The organism is Micromonospora sp. DH13 (genome assembly GCF_020873825.1).
GTDB lineage: Bacteria > Actinomycetota > Actinomycetes > Mycobacteriales > Micromonosporaceae > Micromonospora > Micromonospora haikouensis.
Genome location: NZ_JAHWGR010000030.1, coordinates 25,806 through 44,331, shown reverse-complemented (window position 1 = coordinate 44,331; position 18,526 = coordinate 25,806). Strand labels below are relative to the sequence as shown.

13 protein-coding genes are annotated in these 18,526 nt (G+C 71.7%); 3 read left to right on the top strand and 10 right to left on the bottom strand.

Annotated elements, in window-relative coordinates; genetic code table 11:
- Window positions 1-40: 40 nt before the first annotated feature.
- Entirely contained in the window at window positions 41-1,621 is a 1,581-nt protein-coding gene (locus LPA42_RS24935) for an arabinofuranosidase catalytic domain-containing protein (protein ID WP_198956528.1), read from the bottom strand.
- A gap of 42 nt (window positions 1,622-1,663) precedes the next feature.
- Window positions 1,664-3,499, bottom strand: a complete 1,836-nt coding sequence (locus LPA42_RS24930; RefSeq protein ID WP_077937406.1) for an RICIN domain-containing protein — start codon at window positions 3,497-3,499, stop codon at window positions 1,664-1,666.
- Between the two features lie 258 nt (window positions 3,500-3,757).
- On the opposite strand from LPA42_RS24930, the gene LPA42_RS24925 reads away from it, so the two are divergent.
- Complete coding sequence (locus LPA42_RS24925; RefSeq protein ID WP_077937405.1) at window positions 3,758-5,470, top strand: amylo-alpha-1,6-glucosidase; 1,713 nt, start codon at window positions 3,758-3,760, stop codon at window positions 5,468-5,470.
- Window positions 5,471-5,479: 9 nt separating this feature from the next.
- On the opposite strand, the gene LPA42_RS24920 is transcribed toward LPA42_RS24925, so the two are convergent.
- Both LPA42_RS24920 and LPA42_RS24915 read right to left on the bottom strand, forming a co-directional pair.
- Window positions 5,480-6,493 (bottom strand): LacI family DNA-binding transcriptional regulator, encoded by a 1,014-nt coding sequence (locus LPA42_RS24920; RefSeq protein WP_077937404.1) that lies wholly within the window; start codon window positions 6,491-6,493, stop codon window positions 5,480-5,482.
- Window positions 6,494-6,664: 171 nt separating this feature from the next.
- Window positions 6,665-7,567 carry an oxidoreductase gene (locus LPA42_RS24915; RefSeq protein WP_077937403.1) on the bottom strand — a complete coding sequence of 301 codons (903 nt, stop codon included), beginning with the start codon at window positions 7,565-7,567 and terminating at the stop codon, window positions 6,665-6,667.
- 64 nt (window positions 7,568-7,631) lie between these two features.
- Here LPA42_RS24915 and LPA42_RS24910 point away from each other — a divergent pair, with 64 nt between their 5' ends.
- Window positions 7,632-8,216 carry a TetR/AcrR family transcriptional regulator gene (locus LPA42_RS24910; RefSeq protein WP_228986904.1) on the top strand — a complete coding sequence of 195 codons (585 nt, stop codon included), beginning with the start codon at window positions 7,632-7,634 and terminating at the stop codon, window positions 8,214-8,216.
- A 64-nt stretch (window positions 8,217-8,280) separates the two neighbouring features.
- Here the strand turns inward: LPA42_RS24910 and LPA42_RS24905 are convergent, their stop codons facing one another.
- The 5 genes from LPA42_RS24905 to LPA42_RS24885 form a co-directional block, all read right to left on the bottom strand.
- Window positions 8,281-10,677: a ricin-type beta-trefoil lectin domain protein gene (locus tag LPA42_RS24905; protein WP_077937401.1), complete on the bottom strand. Its 2,397-nt coding sequence runs from the start codon at window positions 10,675-10,677 to the stop codon at window positions 8,281-8,283.
- A 35-nt stretch (window positions 10,678-10,712) separates the two neighbouring features.
- Window positions 10,713-11,951, bottom strand: a complete 1,239-nt coding sequence (locus tag LPA42_RS24900) for a mandelate racemase/muconate lactonizing enzyme family protein (protein WP_228986903.1) — start codon at window positions 11,949-11,951, stop codon at window positions 10,713-10,715.
- Between the two features lies 1 nt (window position 11,952).
- Entirely contained in the window at window positions 11,953-12,780 is an 828-nt protein-coding gene (locus LPA42_RS24895; protein ID WP_077937397.1) for a carbohydrate ABC transporter permease, read from the bottom strand.
- Window positions 12,780-13,595, bottom strand: coding sequence for a carbohydrate ABC transporter permease (locus tag LPA42_RS24890; protein WP_228986902.1), 816 nt, complete (start codon window positions 13,593-13,595; stop codon window positions 12,780-12,782). Before LPA42_RS24890 ends, LPA42_RS24895 begins: the two co-directional genes overlap by 1 nt.
- A 124-nt stretch (window positions 13,596-13,719) precedes the next feature.
- Window positions 13,720-14,988: an ABC transporter substrate-binding protein gene (locus LPA42_RS24885; RefSeq protein WP_077937395.1), complete on the bottom strand. Its 1,269-nt coding sequence runs from the start codon at window positions 14,986-14,988 to the stop codon at window positions 13,720-13,722.
- Between the two features lie 153 nt (window positions 14,989-15,141).
- On the opposite strand from LPA42_RS24885, the gene LPA42_RS24880 reads away from it, so the two are divergent.
- Window positions 15,142-15,909 (top strand): FadR/GntR family transcriptional regulator, encoded by a 768-nt coding sequence (locus LPA42_RS24880; RefSeq protein ID WP_077937394.1) that lies wholly within the window; start codon window positions 15,142-15,144, stop codon window positions 15,907-15,909.
- A 65-nt stretch (window positions 15,910-15,974) separates the two neighbouring features.
- Here LPA42_RS24880 and LPA42_RS24875 read toward each other — a convergent pair whose 3' ends face one another.
- Window positions 15,975-18,386, bottom strand: coding sequence for a ricin-type beta-trefoil lectin domain protein (locus tag LPA42_RS24875; protein ID WP_228986901.1), 2,412 nt, complete (start codon window positions 18,384-18,386; stop codon window positions 15,975-15,977).
- Window positions 18,387-18,526: the final 140 nt, after the last annotated feature.

The following is an 18,526-nucleotide window of genomic DNA, read 5'->3' as shown; positions in this document are numbered from 1 at the left end:
CGACGGGGCCCGGTCGGGTCTCCCGGGCCCCGTCGGCGGGTCAGCGGTAGCCGGCGGCCACCACGTTGGCCTGCACCGCGTTCTCCGTCGCGTCGGACGGGTAGCCGGCGACCATCGCCCCCTCGTAGAAGGTGCCGGCGCTCAGGTTCGCGCCGCCGTCGGGCTTGCAGCAGTCCCCGCCGCTGCCCAGGATGATGGCCCCCTGCTTCTTCATCGGGCTGTAGCCCGGCGGGAGCGCGCCGTCCCAGAGCGTGTAGAGGCCGCCCGACTGGGCGTTGCTGCCCTTGATCGCGAAGCGGCTCGTGCCGTTGTTCTTCAGCGTCGCGGTGACGAACTTGCTGGTGAACGCCCGCTGGTTGGGGTTCCAGGAGCTGCTCCCGCCGGGGAACAGCCCCCATTCGAGGTCCGCCTGCACCCACGGGCCGGTGCCGGAGCAGCCGCCGAACCAGCACTGGGTGCCGAAGTTGATGGCGTCCATCGCCCCGGCGGCGTCGGCCTTCCTCGTCGTCTCGCTGTTGCCGTAGTCGAAGCAGCAGCCGTTGTTGACGTGGGTGCCGCTGGTCACCATGTACATGCCCTCGGGCGCGGCGCCGGTCGGCACTCCGGTCAGGTGGCCGTCGCGCCAGTAGCTGTTTCCGGGGTTGATGTAGAGCGAGTACGCCTTCGCGCCGCCCACCGTGAGCGACTCCGAGGTCGCGACCGCAGGCTTGCTCTGCGGCGAGCCGGGCACCACGCTCGACCCCTGGTACCACAGGTCGTTGCCGCGCCCGGACTGGTCGTAGACGACGGTGATCACGCAGGTCGTGCCGGCGCAGAACGAGTCCTGCGTCGCCGCGTTGGCGGTGCCGCCCGCGCCCGACAGGCCGATGTTGCGGGTCGTGTTGTCCGACGAGCGCCGCACCTGGTAGAGGTTGCCGTTGTACGCCGCGTAGAGCGCCCGGGTCGTGCTGTGCGCCGCCACGCACGGGGTGCCGCCGGAGGCGTAGAGGTCGCAGGGCCGCCCTCCGGTCGGCGGCGGGCTGGTCGTCGGCGGGGTCGTCGGCGGGGCGGTCGGCGACGTCCACTGCTGGTTGGCGCCGCCGTTGCACGCCCAGAGGATGAGCTTCGTGCCGTTGGCCGTGCCGGCGCCGTTGGCGTCCAGGCAGAGCCCGGACTGCACCCCGGTGACGGTGCCGTTGGCGTTGACGTTCCACTGCTGGTTGGCCTGGCCGTTGCAGTCCCAGATGATGGCCGCCGTGCCGTTGGCGGTGCCCTGGCCGGAGGCGTCGAGACACTTGTTGCCGTACACCGTGAGTTGCCGGCCTGACGTCCAGGTCCAGGTCTGGTTGGCGCCGCCCTGGCAGTCCCACAGTTGGGTCTGGGTGCCGTTGGCCGTGCTGGAGTTGGGGACCTCGAGGCAGCGGCCGGACTGGACGCCGACGACCGGGGCGCTCTGCCCCGGCTCGATGGCGGCCACCGCCGACGCCGCCTCGGCGGCCGGGAACAGGGCGGCGGGCGCGGCGGCGCCGACGACGAGGAGGCCGAGCAGCGCGCCGGCGAGGACTCCGAGGCGGCGCGGGCGACGCCGCCTCGGTACGGGTTCGCGGGCCGGTCCTGGCCCGCTGGGGGACGGAGTTCGCACGGGGTCACTCCTTCTGTCGGTGGTGGGGGGAAGGCGGGACGGCTACCGGCCCCAGATCCGCCACGTCTGGTTCAGCGGGCTGCTCTGGCCGACCGGTTTGCAGGTCCACTGCAGGATCCGCGCCTGGGCTGCGGTGGAGACCCCGTTGACGTCGACGCACTTGCCGCTGTGCCGGGCGACGAGCTGGTAGTCGTGGGAGTCGTTGCCGGCGTAGGTCACCCTGCGGAGGGTGAACTGCTGGCTGGGACTGTTCTGGCAGGTCCACTGCTGCACGGCCGCGCCGTCGGCGGTGGACGCCCCGCTGACGTCGAGGCACTTGCCGCTGCCCTGGTTGACCACGGTGTAGGTGTTGGCCACGCCGTCGACCGGGCGGAAGTTCCACAGCTGCTGGTCCCCGCCCTCGCAGTAGTACTGCTGCTGGGGGTTGCCGTCGGCGGCGCCCAGCCCCGTGTTGTCCAGGCACTGCTGGGAGTGCTGGGCCACCGCCACCGACTGGAAGCCGGCGTCCGAGGGCGGCAGCAGGGTGACGGTGTAGGTGTCGGTCTGGTTGCCGTACGGCAGGGTCACGGCGATGTTGTTGTTGGCCACGTTGACCACGCTGTTCGAGACCGTGACCGGCCCCTGCACCGCGCCGCCGCCGTTGTGGGGGATGCGCTGCGTGAGGACGCGCACCTGGTTGTTCTGCACGATGCCGCTGGTGGTGTCCAGCCGTTGCAGGTTGACGGTCAGGTTGCCGGTGGTGCGCCCGCCGCCGACGAGGACCTTCGCCGCGCCGGTGGCCTTGGTGGCGTACGCGTCGTAGGACTGGCTGGCGGTCACCGAGACGGCCTGCCCGGTCTGCGAGGCGTAGTAGCGGTAGGCCCACCACTCGCCCTTGGGCTGGTGCTGGCCGGCCGAGTTGCGGACCAGCAGGTTGCCGAGGTCGTTGTGCAGGTTGCCGCCGCCGGCCCAGTTGGCCCGCAGGCCGTCCGCGCGGGCCCGTTCCAGGCGCGCGATGTACCAGGCGCCGTCGGCCGGGTTCTGCTCGTCGGTCGCGCCGTACTCGTTGATCTGGTACGGCCGGGGGTGGGCGATGCCGCGCGGGTCGAGGGTGGCGTTGGCGGCGGCGACGTTGGCGACCGGGTCGCCCGGCAGCGAGTGCCAGCTGACGATGTCCGGCACGGTGTTGGTCGAGCGGACGAAGTCCAGGTACTGGTTCCAGAAGGCGTGGTTGGTCGACGGCACGCAGGCGCAGCTCGGCCCGACGATGAGCTGGTTGGGGAACTCCGAGCGCAGGCGCTGGTAGGTGCGCCGCCACAGTTCGAGGTACTGGGAGATCGGGCGGTTCCAGAAGATGGTGATGTTGGGTTCGTTCCAGATGTCCCACTGCACGGTCAGCCCGGCCGCCCGGACGTCGCCGATGAGCCGGGTGAGGAAGTTGTCGTAGTCGGTCCAGTTGCCGTTGTCGCCGGGGAAGCGGGAGATGCCGGCGCCGTCGGCGCCCCACAGGTCGTGCGGCAGGATGATGAACTGGCCGCCGAGGGCGGCGGTGCGGCGGGCCTGGGCGAGGGTGGAGTTCCAGCGGCGGTCGTAGTTGCCGCCGACCCAGCCGCTGCCGGGCAGTTGCGCGCCGCCGGCGCGCATGTACTGGAACTTGACGTCGCGGTAGAAGTGGTCGGCCGGTCCGCTGGCGTTCTCGGTCATGCCGTAGATCCAGCCGGACGCCCGGTAGGTCGGCGTGCCGGTGGTCGTGGCGAAGTTGACGGTGATCGACTCGTCGGCGGCCCGGGCGGGGGATCCGGCGACGGTCACGGCTGCGGTGGCGGCGAGCAGGCCGACCACGAGGCGGGCGACGAGCGCACGGGCTCCTCCTGGCCTGCGGCGGGACGGGGTTTTCACGGGCGGCTCCTTGGTGGGGCGTGGGGACGCACTCCGGAGGGCAGCGCTTGCGAACCGATTCGCAGGGATCGTAGGACCGGACGTCGATTGATGTCAATGAAGTGACAAGGCGGTGACGACGTGGTTTCCCACCTGGTAGATCCGTCGCGCCCGGCGACCCTTGACCGCCAGCCATAGACGGACATATGTTCGTCCGAACCGGTTCGTCGAATCGGTTCGCCGACTGCGAAGCGTTCAGAGAAAGGGCACTCGCCGCCCATGACCGTCGCCCCGTCCGGCCCGGAGTTCCCCATCCAGGACATCCCGTTCAGCTACCGCGGATCCTGGCTCGACGTCTCCCCGGTGATCGCCGAGAAGACGTACGCCGACGACCTGCACCTGGTCTCGCACCAGACCGGGCTGCACGCCGTGCTGCGCCTGACCCCCGCCGGGTCCGACACCACGGTCGTCGCCACCCCCACGCTGCTGACCTGGCGCGACGGCACCGGCCGGATCGAGGCCGGCTACGCCGGGCCGGACACCCTGCGGCTGCGGGGCCGGGGGCTCGGGCTGCGGATCGCCGCGGCGGCGGCCACCCTCACCCCGTTCAGCGGCACCTACCTCTACCTCGACCCGCTCGACGGCTCGCATGTGTTCACCTCGTACGAGACCGGTCGCCGCTACCGGGTCACCGTGCTCTCCGGCGCGCTGCGGCGGACTGCGGGCGCCGAGGCGCTCGGCACCGCCGACCGGTTCCTCGACCTCCCCGGCGACCAGCCGTGGGAGGTGGCGATCGAGGAGTACGAGACCGCCCGCCCGCCGTACGCCGCACCCGTCGACTTCGACCGGCTGTGCCGCGACCGCAGCGCCGAGTTCGCCGCCTTCGTCGACGCGGTCGCGCCGTGGCGCGGCGCGGACACCCCGGCCGCCGACCTGGCCGCGTACGTGCTGTGGTCGGCCACCGTCGCCCCCGCGGGCTTCGTCACCCGGCCCGCCGTCCTGATGTCCAAGCACTGGATGGACAAGGTGTGGAGCTGGGACCACTGCTTCAACGCCATCGCCCTGGCTGCCGGCGAGCCGGAGCTGGCCTGGCACCAGTTCCAGCTGCCCTTCGACCACCAGGACGCGGCCGGGGCCCTGCCCGACTCGGTCACCCACTCCGAGGTCCTGCACAACTACGTCAAGCCGCCCATCCACGGCTGGGCCCTGCGGCACCTGCGCCGCCGCCTGTCCGCGCCGCCGGACCGGGCGGCGCTGGCTCAGACGTACGACCGGCTGGCCCGCTGGACCGGGTTCTGGCTGGACGCGCGCCGGGCCCCCGGCCAGGACCTGCCCCACTACCAGCACGGCAACGACAGCGGCTGGGACAACGCCACCACCTTCGACGGCGGCCGGGTCCTGCAGACCGCCGACCTCGCGGCGTTCCTGGTGTCGCAGCTGCGCTGCCTGGCCGACCTCGCCACCGAGCTGGGCGAGCCCGCCGGTCGCTGGTCCGCCGAGGCCGACCGGATCCGCGCGGCCATGCTGCGGGACCTGTGGGACGGCGGGCGCTTCACCGCCCGCGATCCGCGGACGGGGCGACGGCGGGCGAGCCGCAGCCTGCTCGACCTGATGCCCGTCACGCTCGGCGCGGACCTGCCCGCCCCGGTCGCCGCCGCGCTGGCCCGGGGCGTCGAGGCCCACCTGACCACGCACGGGCTGGCCACCGAGCCGCCGGACTCGGCCGACTACCTGGCCGACGGCTACTGGCGCGGCCCCATCTGGGCCCCCTCCACGGTGCTGGTCGAGGACGGGCTGCGCCGGGCCGGGCACACCGCGCTCGCCGACGAGGTCAGCCGGCGCTTCCTCGCCCTGTGCGAGAAGTCCGGCTTCGCGGAGAACTTCGACGCCGAGACCGGCGCCGGGCTGCGGGACCGCGCGTACACCTGGACCGCCAGCGGCTATCTCCTCCTCGCCGCCGCCCAGGAGCAGCGGCGGGCCACCGGCGGGTAGCCGGCCCGGTCAGCGCGGCCGGGCCGGGCCGGTGCTGGACCGCAGCGAGACAGGCGGGCTGTAGAGGCGGTGGCGCGGCACGGCGTCGGGCGCGGCGATGATCTCCAGCAGCAACGCCACCGCCTCGGTGCCCATGTCGACCATCGGCACGTCGGCGGCCGTCAGCGGCGGGGAGAAGTCCTCGGCCCAGTGCTGGGCGGCGACCCCGGTGACGGAGAAGTCCCCCGGCACGGCCAGCCCGGCGCCGGCCAGGGCGCGCTGCACGCCGGGCAGCGCGGCCTCGTTGATGGTGGCCATCGCGGTGAGCTGCGGGTACGTCGCGAGCAACTGCTCCACGCACGCCTCGCCGGAGGCGGCGTCGTCGCCGCAGCAGACGTCGACGCCGACCAGGCCCCGCTCCGCCACCGCCGCCCGGAAGCCGGCCAGCGCCCGGTGGCTGGGCCCGTAGCCGGAGGCCACCAGTTCGGCGGAACGGTTCACCAGGGCCACGTGCCGGTGCCCCAGGTCGGCCAGGTGGTGCACGCACCGGGCGATCAGCCCGGCGTAGTCGACGTCGATCCAGCTCATGCCGTGCGGCTCGGCCGTCCGGCCGATCGTGACGAACGGCAGGCCCACCTTGGCCAGCCGGGTCACCCGGTCGTCGGCCAGCCGGATCTCCATCAGGACCACGCCGTCGACCCGCCTCCCGGCGACGATCCGCTCGAACGAGCGGTCGTGGTCGCCGCCGGACGGGGACAGCAGCACGTCCAGGTCGTGCCGGGCCGCCGCCTCGACGACGCTGGCGACGAAGCCCAGCTGCATGTCGGTCAGCCGCTGGCTGGCCGGGGGGATCACCAGCCCGAGGGTGCGGGTGCGCCCCTCCTTCAGCGCGCGGGCGCTGGCGTTGGGCCGGTAGTCCAGCTCGTCGATGACCGCCTGGATCCGCTGTCGGGTCGCCTCCGACACGGTCCGCTTCCCGCTCAGCACGTACGACACGGTGCTGCGGGACACCCCCGCCCGCCGGGCGATCTCCCCGATGTTCATCACACCGCCCTCGACTCGACGCCCGCCCCGGCGCGGGGGACGGGCCATGCTCCGCGCCGAAGCATAGCCCTCCCCGTTCCCGGGCCGGGCCGCGACAGTGGCCGGGCCGTCACGCCGGGTGCCCGGCCGGACGGCCGGGCGGGCGAGGCGTGCCGGCCCGTCGGGAACCGGCTACCGGACGCGCTGGGCGGGCAGCGGGAAGGTGACGCCGGTCAGCTCCTCGGAGACCGTCCACAGGCGACGGGCGACCCCGCCGTCCCGGGCGGCCTTCGACCGGCCGACGAGCTTCGGCGCACCGCGCCCCTCGAGGAAGCCGCCCGGACCGGCGTAGCTGCCGCCCGGCACGTCGGCCACCGCCGCGTAGAGCGTGGGCAGCGCGCCGTCCTCGTCGCTCTGCGCCAACCGGTTGGTCACCGCCGTCTGGAGCCGGTGCAGCAGGGAGCGGTCGTGGTCGAGGTGGCCGAGCAGGTTCGTGGCCGCGAGGCCGGGGTGGGCCGCGGTCGCGCGCACCGGCGAGCCGGCCTCGGTGAGGCGGCGCTGCAGCTCCGCGGTGAACAGCAGGTTGGCGAGCTTCGACTGCGCGTACGCGGAGAACGCCCGGTAGGGGCGGCGCTCCCAGTTGAGGTCGTCGAAGTCGATCGCCCCCGCCCGGTGCCCGCCGGAGGAGACGGTGACCACCCGCCCGCGGATCCGCGGCAGCAGCAGGTTGGTGAGCGCGAAGTGCCCAAGGTGGTTGGTGCCGAACTGGAGCTCGAAGCCGTCGGCGGTGCGGCCGAGCGGCGGGATCATCACGCCGGCGTTGTTGATCAGCACGTCGATCGGCTCGGTGACGCTCTCGGCGAACGCGCGGACCGAGGCGAGGTCGGCGAGGTCGAGCCGGCGTACGTCGACGTCGCCGGTCATGGTCGCGGCGGCGGCGCCGCCCTTGGCGGGGTCGCGGACGGCGAGTACGACGCGGGCGCCCTTGGCCGCGAGCGCGCGGGCGGCGGCGCGGCCGATGCCGCTGTTCGCGCCGGTGACGACGACGGTACGGCCGGTCATGGCGGGGATCTGGGCGGTCGTGAATGTTGTCATGGGAAACAATGTATGCGCTGACAACAATGTTGGCAATGACGACATCGTCGGCTACCATGGCCCGGTGCCCGCGTACCACCATGGGAACCTCCGCCCGACGTTGCTCGCCGCCGCCGAGCGCAGTCTGCGCCAGCACGGCGCGGAGCAGCTCTCGCTGCGCGAGCTGGCCCGCGCGGTCGGCGTCAGTCACGCCGCGCCGCGCCGGCACTTCCCCGACCGTCAGGCGCTGCTCGACGCGCTGGCCGAGGCCGGGTTCGCCCGGCTGGACGCGGAGCTCCGCGCGGCGCTCGCCGCCGCCGGGGACGACTTCGGGCCGCGCCTGCACGCCATGGCGGCGGCCTACCTGCGGTTCGCCACCGAGGACGCCGCGCTGCTGGAGCTGATGTTCACCAGCAAGCACCGCCCGGGCGCCGATCATCTCGTCGCGGCCGCCGCCGCGCCGGTCGGGCTGATGCACGATCTGATCGTGCAGGGGCAGGCGCAGGGCGTGCTGGAGGCCGGCGACCCGGAGCGCGTGGGCATCGTGCTGTTCGCGACGTTGCAGGGCATCGCCATGCTGGTCAACGGCAAACTGGTGGCGCCGGAGCTGCTCGACGGGATCGCGCAGACCGCCGTCGACCAGTTCATCCGGGGATCGCGACGCCGTTAGCCCGCGGCCGGCCCGGACGTGCGGCGCGCAGGTCCGGCGACGGCCGGCCCTGCGCGCCGGTTGCTCAGCTCCGCAGGCTCCACTGCTGGTTGGCGCCGCCGTTGCACGCCCAGAGGATGAGCTTCGTTCCGTTGGCCGTGCCGGCGCCGTTGGCGTCCAGGCAGAGCCCGGACTGCACCCCGGTGATCGTGCCGTTGGCGTTGACGTTCCACTGCTGGTTGCCCTGGCCGTTGCAGTCCCAGATCACGACCTGGGTGCCGTTGCTGGTGCCCTGCCCGGAGGCGTCCAGGCACTTGCTGCCGTAGACCATGAGCTGCCGGCTGGCGGTCTGCGTCCACCGCTGGTTGGCCGCGCCGCCGCAGTCCCAGAGCTGGGCCTGGGCGCCGTTGGTCGTGCTGGAGCCGGTGACCTCGGCGCACCGGCCCGACTGCACCCCGACGATCTGCGCACCCTGCGGCAAGGGGTTGGTGCCGCCCTGCGGACCGGCGTTCGCCATCACGGTCTGCGCACCCGAGGGCCAGTTGTTGTTGCTGACGACCGTGTTGTTGTTGACGACGTTGCCCCGGTCGCCGTTGGTCACGTTGGTGCTGTTGTTGGTCGACCAGTTGTTGGTGACGGTGAAGTTGCCCATGTTCTCGGCGTACCAGTAGTTGGCGGTGGCCCAGGTGCCGGTGCTGGAGAACACGTTGGTGCGGGCGGTGTAGTAACGGGACCCCTCATCGAAGTAGAGCCCGAACCAGCCGTTGGTGCGCAGGCAGTAGTTCTCGTTGATGGTCGCGCCCGGGTTCGCCGACAGGGTGTAGATGCACCCGCCGTCGGTCATCTGCTGCATGACGTCGTGCACGTAGTTGCCGATGACCTGGTTGTTGGAGGCGGTGGTGGCCGTCGTGTAGCGCGGCTGGTAGTTGTACAGCCCGCGGTTGGCGTAGTGGTCGCTGCCACCGGCGTCGTTGGCGCCCCAGCCGTAGCCGACCGACAGGCCGGTGTACGGCATGTTGTAGACCTCGTTGTGGGAGACCAGCGAGGTGCTGACGTAGGTGGTCAGGATCGACACGACGCCCCGGTACTCCAGGCCCAGGTCGTGCACCCGGTTGTTGCTGATGGTGACGTTCCGGTTGACCATCCGCTGGTCGGCGGGGTGGTGGGCGTCGGCGCGCACGCCGCCGACCACGATGCCGCCGGCCGAGTTGCGGGCGATCTCGGAGCGGGTGACGGTGATGTTGCTGGTGCCGAGGCCGACCCCGCTAGCGTGGGCGTTGGCGTCGTTGCCGATGCCGATGGCGGTCTGCCCGAGGTTGACGAACTGGGAGTCGCTGAAGGTGATGGTGTTCGCGGCGGACACCTGCACGGCGGCGGGCATCTGGTTCCAGTGCGGACGGGTGGCCTCGAACTGCGGGCAGCCCTCCTGGCAGGAGGTCAGGGCGTCGGCCGGGCGGGCCCAGGTGCCGGTGATGTGGGCGCCGGTCTGCTGGTCGGCGAAGCCGTTGCTGCTGCTGGGGCCGAGCCAGCTGGTGCCGGTGAAGGTGATCCCGCTGAACGAGATGTGGTGCGCGGGGGCGTCGTAGGTGCCACCGACGTTCACCAGGGACTGCAGCTGCGGCAGCTCGACGCTGACGCTGCTCATGCTCTGCCCGGCCAGCGGGATGTAGTTGAGCTGCCCGCTGCCCGGGTTGAGGTACCACTCCCCCGGCGTGTCGAGGAACTCGTACGCGTTGGCCAGGTAGAACGGGCCGGCCCGGTGCGGCTTGGAGAGGGTGTCGAAGCCGAACGTGTTGTTGTTCCAGGCCGGCTGCTGCATGGTCAGGAAGTTGCCGCTGATGCTCTGCACCGGGGAGTACCGGTCGGTGAACGAGCCGACGCTCTCCACCTCGACCCGGTTCTGGTTGCCCAGGTTGTTGAGGTAGTTGAGCGCGCTGTTGCTGAACCGCAGGCCGGTGGTGGTGAAGGTGAAGTCGGCCCGGTTCACGGCGGTGCGCGCACGGGTGGCGACGGCGCCGTTGACGTAGAGCTGCCGGCTGTCGAGCCCGGCGGGGACGCTGGCCCGCCAGATGTTCCTGCCCGAGTCGACCAGCGACCAGCCGGTGACCGCCCGGGCGCCGCTCACGACGGGGCGGGCGGACGCGGCGGCCCGCCACGTCACGGTGTAGCCGTTGGTGCCGGAGTCCGCGGCGGTCATCCGCAGCGGCGCGGTGAGCCGGTACACGCCGTCGGCCAGCTCGACGACGATGTCGCCGGACATCGACGCGGTGCGGGAGCGGACGGCGTTCTGCGCCTCGGTCAGGGAACACGGCTGGCTGGCCGAGCACGCGGTGCCGCTGCCGGCGGGGGACGCGTAGAGGGTGGTGGTGGCCGCGAGGGCGGGTGTCGCCGCGGCGAACACGGCGGCCGCGGCGGCGAGCGTCGCCGCGGCGACGCCGGCCAGCACCGGCCGACGCCTGCTGGGGGATGACGGGACGGGCACGGGCGGGACTCCTATCGGTGGGGTGGCGGCCGGGGTCAGGGCCGGACGGCGGGCGAGGCGCCGTCGTGGGTGTGTGCGGGCGCGCCGGGCCGGACGGTGGCGTGCGGTCGCGCCGTGGCGTGGGCGTGGTCGGCCACCGCCAGCAGGCGTCGCCCGGCCCGTTCCGGCCGGACGTTGGGGCCGTCGGCGGCCGGGGCCTGCGGGGGGCGGTGGGGCGGGCGGATCTTCTCCTCGGCGACCGTGACGCCCAGGCCCGGCGAGTCGCCGAGGACGAACGCGCCGTCGGAGACGTGCAGGTCGAGGCTGACCCCGACCGGGGCGTGCAGGTCCTGCAGCTCGCTGACCAGGTGGTTCGGCACCGACGTGGCGGCGTGCAGCAGCCCGATGGGGCTGTTGCCGATCGGGCTGACCGGCAGGTCGAAGGCGTGCGCCAGGGCCGACACCCGCAGGAAGTGGGTGACGCCCCACACCGCGGCCGCCTGGACGACGTCGACCGCCGCGGCGGCGAGCAGCGGACGGTACTGTTCGAGGCCGGTGAGGTTCTCGCCGGTCGCGACCGAGGCGCGGATGCCCTGGCCGACGGCGGCGAGGCCCTCGGCGTCCCACCGGCGCACGGGCTCCTCGATCCAGACGAGGTCCAGGGTGCGTTCGAGCTCGCAGACGTGCCGGACGGCCTGCTTGCGGGTCCACGCCTCGTTCACGTCGAGCATCAGGCCGGGCCGCTGCCCGTGCGCGGCGTCGGTCAACACGTCCCGCACCAGGTGCAGGCGGTCGCGGTCCCGCTCGATGTCGAGGCCGCCCTTGAGCTTGGCGGCCCGCAGGCCGTGCCGGGCGTAGCCCTCGTACGCCGCGACCAGTTCGTCGTCGCCGAGCCCGATGTCCAGACCGGACGCGTAGGCGGGGACCCGCCGGTCGCGTCCGCCCAGCAGCCGCCAGAGCGGTTGCCCGGCCGCCTGCGCCTTGATGTCCCACAGGGCGGTGTCGAGCGCGCCGATGGTCCCGAACACCGAGCCGGCGTGGCCCGCCTTGAACGTCTGCCGCAGCATCCGGTCGTACAGGCTGGTCACGGCGCGGGGATCCTCGCCGTGCAGCGCGGCGAAGATGTTCTCGATGTCCCCGTGCGGGCCGAGGCCGACGCCGGTGATGCCCTCGTCGGTCTCCACCAGGACGATCGGCACGGCGGTGACGCCGTCGGCGAAGACGCCGTTGGCGTCCCCGACGGGGCGTCCCCATTCCTGGCTGGTCGTGAGGGTCCGGTATCCGGTGATCCGCATGTCAGCCCTTCGTGGAGCCGGCGGCGACGCCGTCGGCGATCTGACGCTGGAGGAAGAGGTAGACCACCAGGACGGGGATCGCGGCGATCAGCACCCCGGAGGCGAAGGTGGGAATGTCGGCGGAGTACTGCCCGCGCAGCGAGGTCACCCCGACCATGAGGGTGCGGTGCTCGGCCGAGGGCATCAGCAGCAGCGCGATCAGCACGTCGTTCCAGCAGAACAGGGCGTTGAGGATGCCGACCGACAGCAGCGCCGGGGCGCCCAGGGGCAGCATGATCCGCCGGTAGACGCCGTAGACGCTGTTGCCGTCGATGCGGGCCGCGTCGACGATCTCCGTCGGGATGGTCCGGTAGTAGCTGGTCATCAGGAAGATCGTGAAGGGGAGGAACTGCGCGACGTAGGCGAGGACGAGCCCGGGATAGGTGTCGACGAGCCCGGCGTCGGCCATGATCCGGTTCAGCGGCACCATGATCACCTGGAACGGGACGAAGAGCGCCGCGAGGCAGCCCAGGAACAGCACCGACGAGCCCCGGAAGCGCAGTTGGCTCAGCGCGAAGCCGGCCATGGAGCCGAACAGCAGCAGCAGGACCACCGCGGCGGTCACCGTGCCGACCGAGTTGGCCAGGTAACGGCCCATGTCGACGGTGTTCCACGCGGTGGCGATGTTCTCCCAGCGCAGGGCGTCGGCCAGCGAGAAGCGGTCGAGGACGTACTCGCGGCGGGTCTTCATCGCCACGTTGGCGGTGAAGACCAGCGGATAGATCGTCGCCAGCGCCAGGAGGGCCATCGGGAGGGCGAGCAGCCACCTGCTCGGCCGGACGCGGGACATCACGCCTCCCTCACCCCCCGCCGGAGCAGGCTGATCTGCAGCAGCCCCACCACGAGCATGACGCCGAACAGCACCGTCGAGGCGGCCGAGGCGAGCGCCGGCCGGTTCATCTGTCCCTGCTGGATCCAGATGTAGTACTCGGGCAGGTAGGTCGAGCCCTCCGGGCCGCCGCTGGTCATCACGTAGAGCAGGCCGAACATGGAGGTCAGCATCCCGATCATGGTGGTCACGAAGACGAACTGGATGGTGCGGGAGAGGCTGGGGACGATCACGTGCCGGATGGTCTGGGGCAGCGACGCGCCGTCCACCCGGGCGGCGTCCAGCAGCGTGGCGTCCAAAGTGGCGAACCCGGCGAGGAACACCACCAGCGCCATGCCGAAGGTCGCCCAGACGTGCACCCCGACCACCACGAACATCGCCACGTCGGGGTCGCCGAGCCAGTCCGTGGGCCCGATGCCGACGCCGCCGAGCACGGTGTTGAGCGGGCCGTCGAAGGCGAGCAGGAGGTTGAAGATGGCGCCGACGATGACCGGGGAGAGCACCGCCGGGAAGAAGTAGACGCTGCGGTAGAAGCGGTGCCCCGGCACGCGCAGGTAGATGAAGGTCGCGAGCAGGCCGGGAATCGCCACCGCCACCGGCAGCAGCAGCACGAGCAGCCCGACGTTGCGCAGCGCGCCCCGGAACAGCGGGTCGGCCAGCAGCTCCCGGTAGTTGTCGAGACCGACCATCAGCCCGTCGCGGTCGCCGTCCCCGGTGAAGGAGAAGTTGACCCCGAGCAGCAGCGGCCACAGCCGCAGCAGCACGATGATCAGCACGGCCGGGGCCAGCAGGACGTAGGGGGCGAGGCGTTCGCTCCGCCGGGCGCTGGTGTCGCGCCCGGTCGGTCCGCCCGGCCACCACCGGACGGACCGACGTCAACGGCTTTCCACTCGGCACGGGTCAACCGGCCTGGTCCGAGGCCGCCAACTGCCGCACGGCCTCGTCGACGGTGATCGAACCGCTCAGCAGCTTCTGGGAGACCCGGCCCATCAGGTCCAGGGTGCGCGAGGAGAGGGCCACGTGCAGGGCGGGCTTGCCGCTGGCGAGGTCGGTGACGATCGTGGTCACGGCCGGGCCGCCCTTCGACACGTCGATCGTCGTGTCGGCGGCGATGGCGCCCGCCTGCTCGTGGAAGGCCGTCAGGGCGTCGGTCGAGGTCAACGACCGCACCAGGTCGGCGGCCAGCTTCGGGTCCCTGGTCCACTTGGCGACCCCGTACCCGATGCCGCCGTCGAACGGCAGGCTCGGGGTGGCCCCGGGGACGACCACCGGTGCGCGCATCACGCCGATCTTGTCGGCCGGGAGGAACTCGCCGAAGTCCTTCCAGTGCCCGATGTCCGACATCAGGCCGATGACGTGGGAGGCCTTGGCGGACTGGAAGATCGCGAAGGCGTCGTTGAACATCGCCGTCGAGTTCGGCCCGTCGCTGTTGAGCTTCGCGTCCTGGGTCTCCTTCCACAGCGCGAAGATCCGCTTGACGTGGGGCGAGGTCCAGTCCCGCTTGCCGGCGATCCAGGCGTCGTACTCCTGCGGGGTGAGCACGCCCGATCCGAAGGCCGAGAGGAAGAACTGGATGCCGATGCCCTCCTTGTTGCCGAGGGCGAAGCACTTCGTGCCGGTCTGCTTCGTGATGGCGGCGCAGTTGGCGACGAACTCGGGCCACGTGGCGGCCGGCTTCGCCGGGTCGAGGCCGGCCTTCTCGTAGAGCGCCCGGTTGTAGTAGATCGGGTGGCCCTGGAGGGTCACCGGGCCGGCGTAGGTCTTGCCGTCCTTGGTGAACGCGTCCCAGCCGGCCAGCCGCTGCCGGTCCTCGGCCACGTACTCGTCCAGCGGCAGGAGCGCGTCCGCCCGGTCGCGGATCTGTCCACCGCCGTTGAACAGGATGACGTCGGGCCCCTTGCCCGACTGGATCGCCGTGCCGAGCAGCGTGTAGTACTGGTCGTGGGGCTGGGCCACGAACTCGACGGTCACGCCGGGGTGCTTCCTGGCGAAGTCCGCCTTCGCCTTCTCGATGTACTGCGCGGCGGTGGCCTCGCCGGACTTCCAGTCCCAGACCACCAGTTTGGCGTCGGAGCCGCCGGGCGAGGAGCGCGTCCCCGAGGCGCTGCCGCAGCCACCCAGCACCAGTGCCGCGACGAGGATCGCTGGCCACACTGTTCGCTGCTTCATCGCTGCTCACCTTCGACTATGCGAGTGCCGGAGAGCCGGCCGTCGATGCAAGAATTGACGAGAAGGTAACTCGTATGACGTATGACGTCAACACTGGGGCGTAGAATTTCCCGACGGCGCACGACCGCCGCCCGCGGGGGCACTGGAGGGGACATGACGGCAGCACAGGAGACCACCCCGAGCACCTCGGGCCCCTCGGCGTGGGCGCGGCGACCCGCCAACCTCGCCACGGCGGTCACCGCGGAACTGGTGGAGCGCATCGTCCGGGGGGTGCACCCCCCGGGGACTCCCCTGCCTCCCGAGCCGGCGCTGTGCGGGGCGTTCTCCGTGAGCCGAACGGTCGTCCGGGAGGCGGTGAAGATCCTCCAGGAGAAGGGGCTGGTGCAGGTCCGCCAGGGCAGCGGCACCATCGTCACCCCGCCGTCGACGTGGGACATGCTCGACGAACTCGTCCTCGCGGCGACCATCGCCGAGGACGACAGCCTGGCGATCCTCGACGACCTGGTCGTCACCCGCCGGGTGCTGGAGTCCGACATGGCCAACGTCGCCGCCCGCCTGGCCGACCAGGAAACCGTCGACCGGCTGCGCGCCCTGGTCGACCGGATGGACGAGCTGGTCGACGACCACGTCACGTACCACGAGCACGACCGCGCGTTCCACGACGTGATCATGCAGGCGTCGGGGAACCGCATCGCCCGTGGCGTGGTGCGGGCCCTGGAGAGCCAGGTCGTGAACACCGCCCGGTACATGGGTCGCACCAAGCGCGCGCTCTGCGTGGCGTCCAACCGGGGGCACCGGCGCATCTACGAACGCATCGCGGCCCACGACCCCGACGGCGCCGCCCAGGCCATGTTCACCCACATCACCGAGGCGTGGCTCGTCCGCCGCAGCGGGCCGGACACCGCACGGCTGGTGCGCTGACGGGCGCGCCGCTCCCGGGAGGGACCACCCTGGGGCGGCCCCTCCCGGACAGGCTCGGGCAGCGGTCAGCTCCGCGTCCACTTCTGGCTGTTGCCGCCGGTGCAGGTCGAGATGACCACCTGCGTGCCGTTGGCGGTGCCGCCGCCGGTCGGGGACAGGCACAGCCCGGACTGCACCCCGGTGATCGTGCCGTCGGTGTTGAGGTTCCACTGCTGGTTGGTGCCGCCGGTGCAGTCCCAGATGATCACCCTGGTGCCCGACGAGGTTCCCGCGCCCTCGGCGTCGAGGCACTTCGTGCCGTACACCTGGAGCTGCTTGCCGGCGGTCTGCGTCCACTGCTGGTTGGGCCCGCCGTTGCAGTCCCACAGCGTCAGCTGGGTGCCGTTCGTCTGCGACTGCGACGGGACGTCCAGGCACCGGCCGGCGTTGGCGTTGCGCAGCGAGACCTGCGTGCCGCCGCCCACGCCCGGGACGACGCTGAGGTTGTCGAACTGGGCGGTCTGGCCCTGGCTGGTGCCGAAGCCGACCAGGCCCGCGCCGAAGGACGAGTCGGTGGCCGTGCCCACGGTGACCCCGTCGACGGTGGCGGTGATGGTGCTGCCGGAGAAGCCCAGGGCGAGGCTGTGCCAGCGGTTGGTGCCGAGCGCGGCGACGGTGCCGCTGCGCAGGGTGGTGAGCTGGTTGCTGGTGTTGTTGCGCAGGATCGACCAGGCGCCGGCGTCGGTGACCCGCAGGAAGTACGCGTTCTGGGCGCTGACCGGGTCCAGGTTCTGGCTGCCGACCCGGCCCTCCAGCTGGACGTAGCCGGCCTTCTCCAGCAGCACGTCGGCCGAGACCGTGTAGTTGTTCCAGTTCAGGTTGCCGCCGTACGTGCTGGGGTCGGCCAGGGTCTTCCAGGTGATCGGCGCCATCGGCGACGACTGGCGCAGGCACATGCCGGCACGGCCGCCGCCGCAGGCGGCGGTCTCGAACGCGCCCTGGTTGTCCTGGAGGTACCGGGCCAGCTTGCCGGCGGGGTAGCTGTCGAAGTTGTCGCTGTAGGGCAGGCTCAGCTGGCCCTGCGGGGGGCTGCTCGCCGTGCCCTTGCCGCCGCCGGTCGTGGTGGTGATCGTGTAGAGGTGACCGGGCTGCACGGTCAGCGAGTAGTTCCCGCCGGACGGGGTGATGTCGGTGCCGCGGACGAAGTGGTCGGCGGTGTTGGTGGAGTTCAGGTTGGTCGACCAGACGCGCACGGAGCCGGTGGAGAGCCCGCCGGTGACGCTGAGGTTCAGCGTCTGCGCGGCGGTCGCGTCCATGGTCTCGACGACCGTGGTGTAGTCGGTGTTGTTCGGCGACTTCAGCGACACGTAGCTGCCGTTGTTGCGCACGCCGCCGATGAAGCCGCTGGACGAGTCGAGATACTTCCAGCCCGGGGCGGTGAACTGGGTGGTGTGGGCGAGCGTCCAGGAGTTCTTGCCGACGGCGTACCAGCCGGACCAGGGCTGGTTGGCCAGCATCAGCCCGACGGTGGCCCAGGGGATGTTCGTGGTGGTCGCGCCGATCAGGTTCCAGTTGATGTACGCGGTCATCTTCCCGTCGATGTACCCCCGGTTGATGCCGCGCGCCAGTGGCTTGGCGCCGTCGTTGTAGTCCTGCGAGCCGCCCTCGCTGTTCCACAGGGTCTCGCCGGTGGCGGTGGCGTTGGCCGACACGGTGCAGGTGGTCTGCGCGGCCAGGTAGCCGCACGGGTAGTGGCCGCCGATGACGTCGATCGCGTTGCGCAGCGCCGCGTTGTTGACGGCCACGTTGGCCGGGTTCCAGCTGCCCGGGTAGTCGTCGCCGAAGATGAGCTTCACGCCGGCGTAGCCGTTGTTGTTGAGCGCGGTACGCAGGTTGATGGTCCAGTTGGCGTCGTACAACCGCTCGTTCTGGGCGGCGGTGAGGTAGTCGATGGTCAGGTTGTGCTGCTTGGCGCAGCCCAGCCAGGACAGGTGGTAGTCGATCGAGTCCTGGGACATGAAGGTGCCGTTGCCGATCCAGCCCGGCGCGCCCCAGGCCAGCCCGACGAGCGTGATGTTCGGGTTGCGGAGCTTGGCCTGCTCCATGATCCACCACTCGTAGCCGCGGTTGCAGTCGAGGTCGCCGCGGAAGTGGGAGTGGCTCGGCTCGGACCCGCTGGTGGAGTTGGTGTCGCCGCCGATCTCCACCTTGAGGATCTGCAACGAGGCGCCGTAGTTGGGCTTGAAGAGGTAGTCGAGGATCTGGCCGCGCTGGGGCTCCGGGTAGTCGATCAGCAGCCGGCTGTTGCCGCCGCCGCCGCTGACCGCGCCGAGGCCGTCGAACGTCTTGCCGCCCGACGCCCCGTTGATCGTGATCGAGGTGGCGGCCTGGGCCGGCGCGGCGAGCCCGCCCACCGCACCGCCGACGGCCAGCAGAGCGCCGACGACCAGGAGCGCGAGGGTCGATGGGCGGCGGAGTAGCCGCCTGGTTCCTGACATGGGTCGGGGCCTCCCCGGGAACATGGCCCGGCCTTGCCACCCCGCTGGGACCGGCCCACGTGTGGTGGTGGTGCGGTGCGGCATCAGGGAGGATCCGGTCGCGCCTATCCATAGACGAACTTCGACTTATCAGTCGTCAT

Coding starts and splice junctions, on each gene's coding strand:
- LPA42_RS24925 (WP_077937405.1), top strand. CDS start 3,758: ATGACCGTCGCCCCGTCCGGCCCGGAGTTCCCCATCCAGGACATCCCG.
- LPA42_RS24915 (WP_077937403.1), bottom strand. CDS start 7,567: ATGACAACATTCACGACCGCCCAGATCCCCGCCATGACCGGCCGTACC.
- LPA42_RS24895 (WP_077937397.1), bottom strand. CDS start 12,780: ATGTCCCGCGTCCGGCCGAGCAGGTGGCTGCTCGCCCTCCCGATGGCC.
- LPA42_RS24900 (WP_228986903.1), bottom strand. CDS start 11,951: ATGCGGATCACCGGATACCGGACCCTCACGACCAGCCAGGAATGGGGA.
- LPA42_RS24875 (WP_228986901.1), bottom strand. CDS start 18,386: ATGTCAGGAACCAGGCGGCTACTCCGCCGCCCATCGACCCTCGCGCTC.
- LPA42_RS24885 (WP_077937395.1), bottom strand. CDS start 14,988: ATGAAGCAGCGAACAGTGTGGCCAGCGATCCTCGTCGCGGCACTGGTG.
- LPA42_RS24880 (WP_077937394.1), top strand. CDS start 15,142: ATGACGGCAGCACAGGAGACCACCCCGAGCACCTCGGGCCCCTCGGCG.
- LPA42_RS24920 (WP_077937404.1), bottom strand. CDS start 6,493: ATGAACATCGGGGAGATCGCCCGGCGGGCGGGGGTGTCCCGCAGCACC.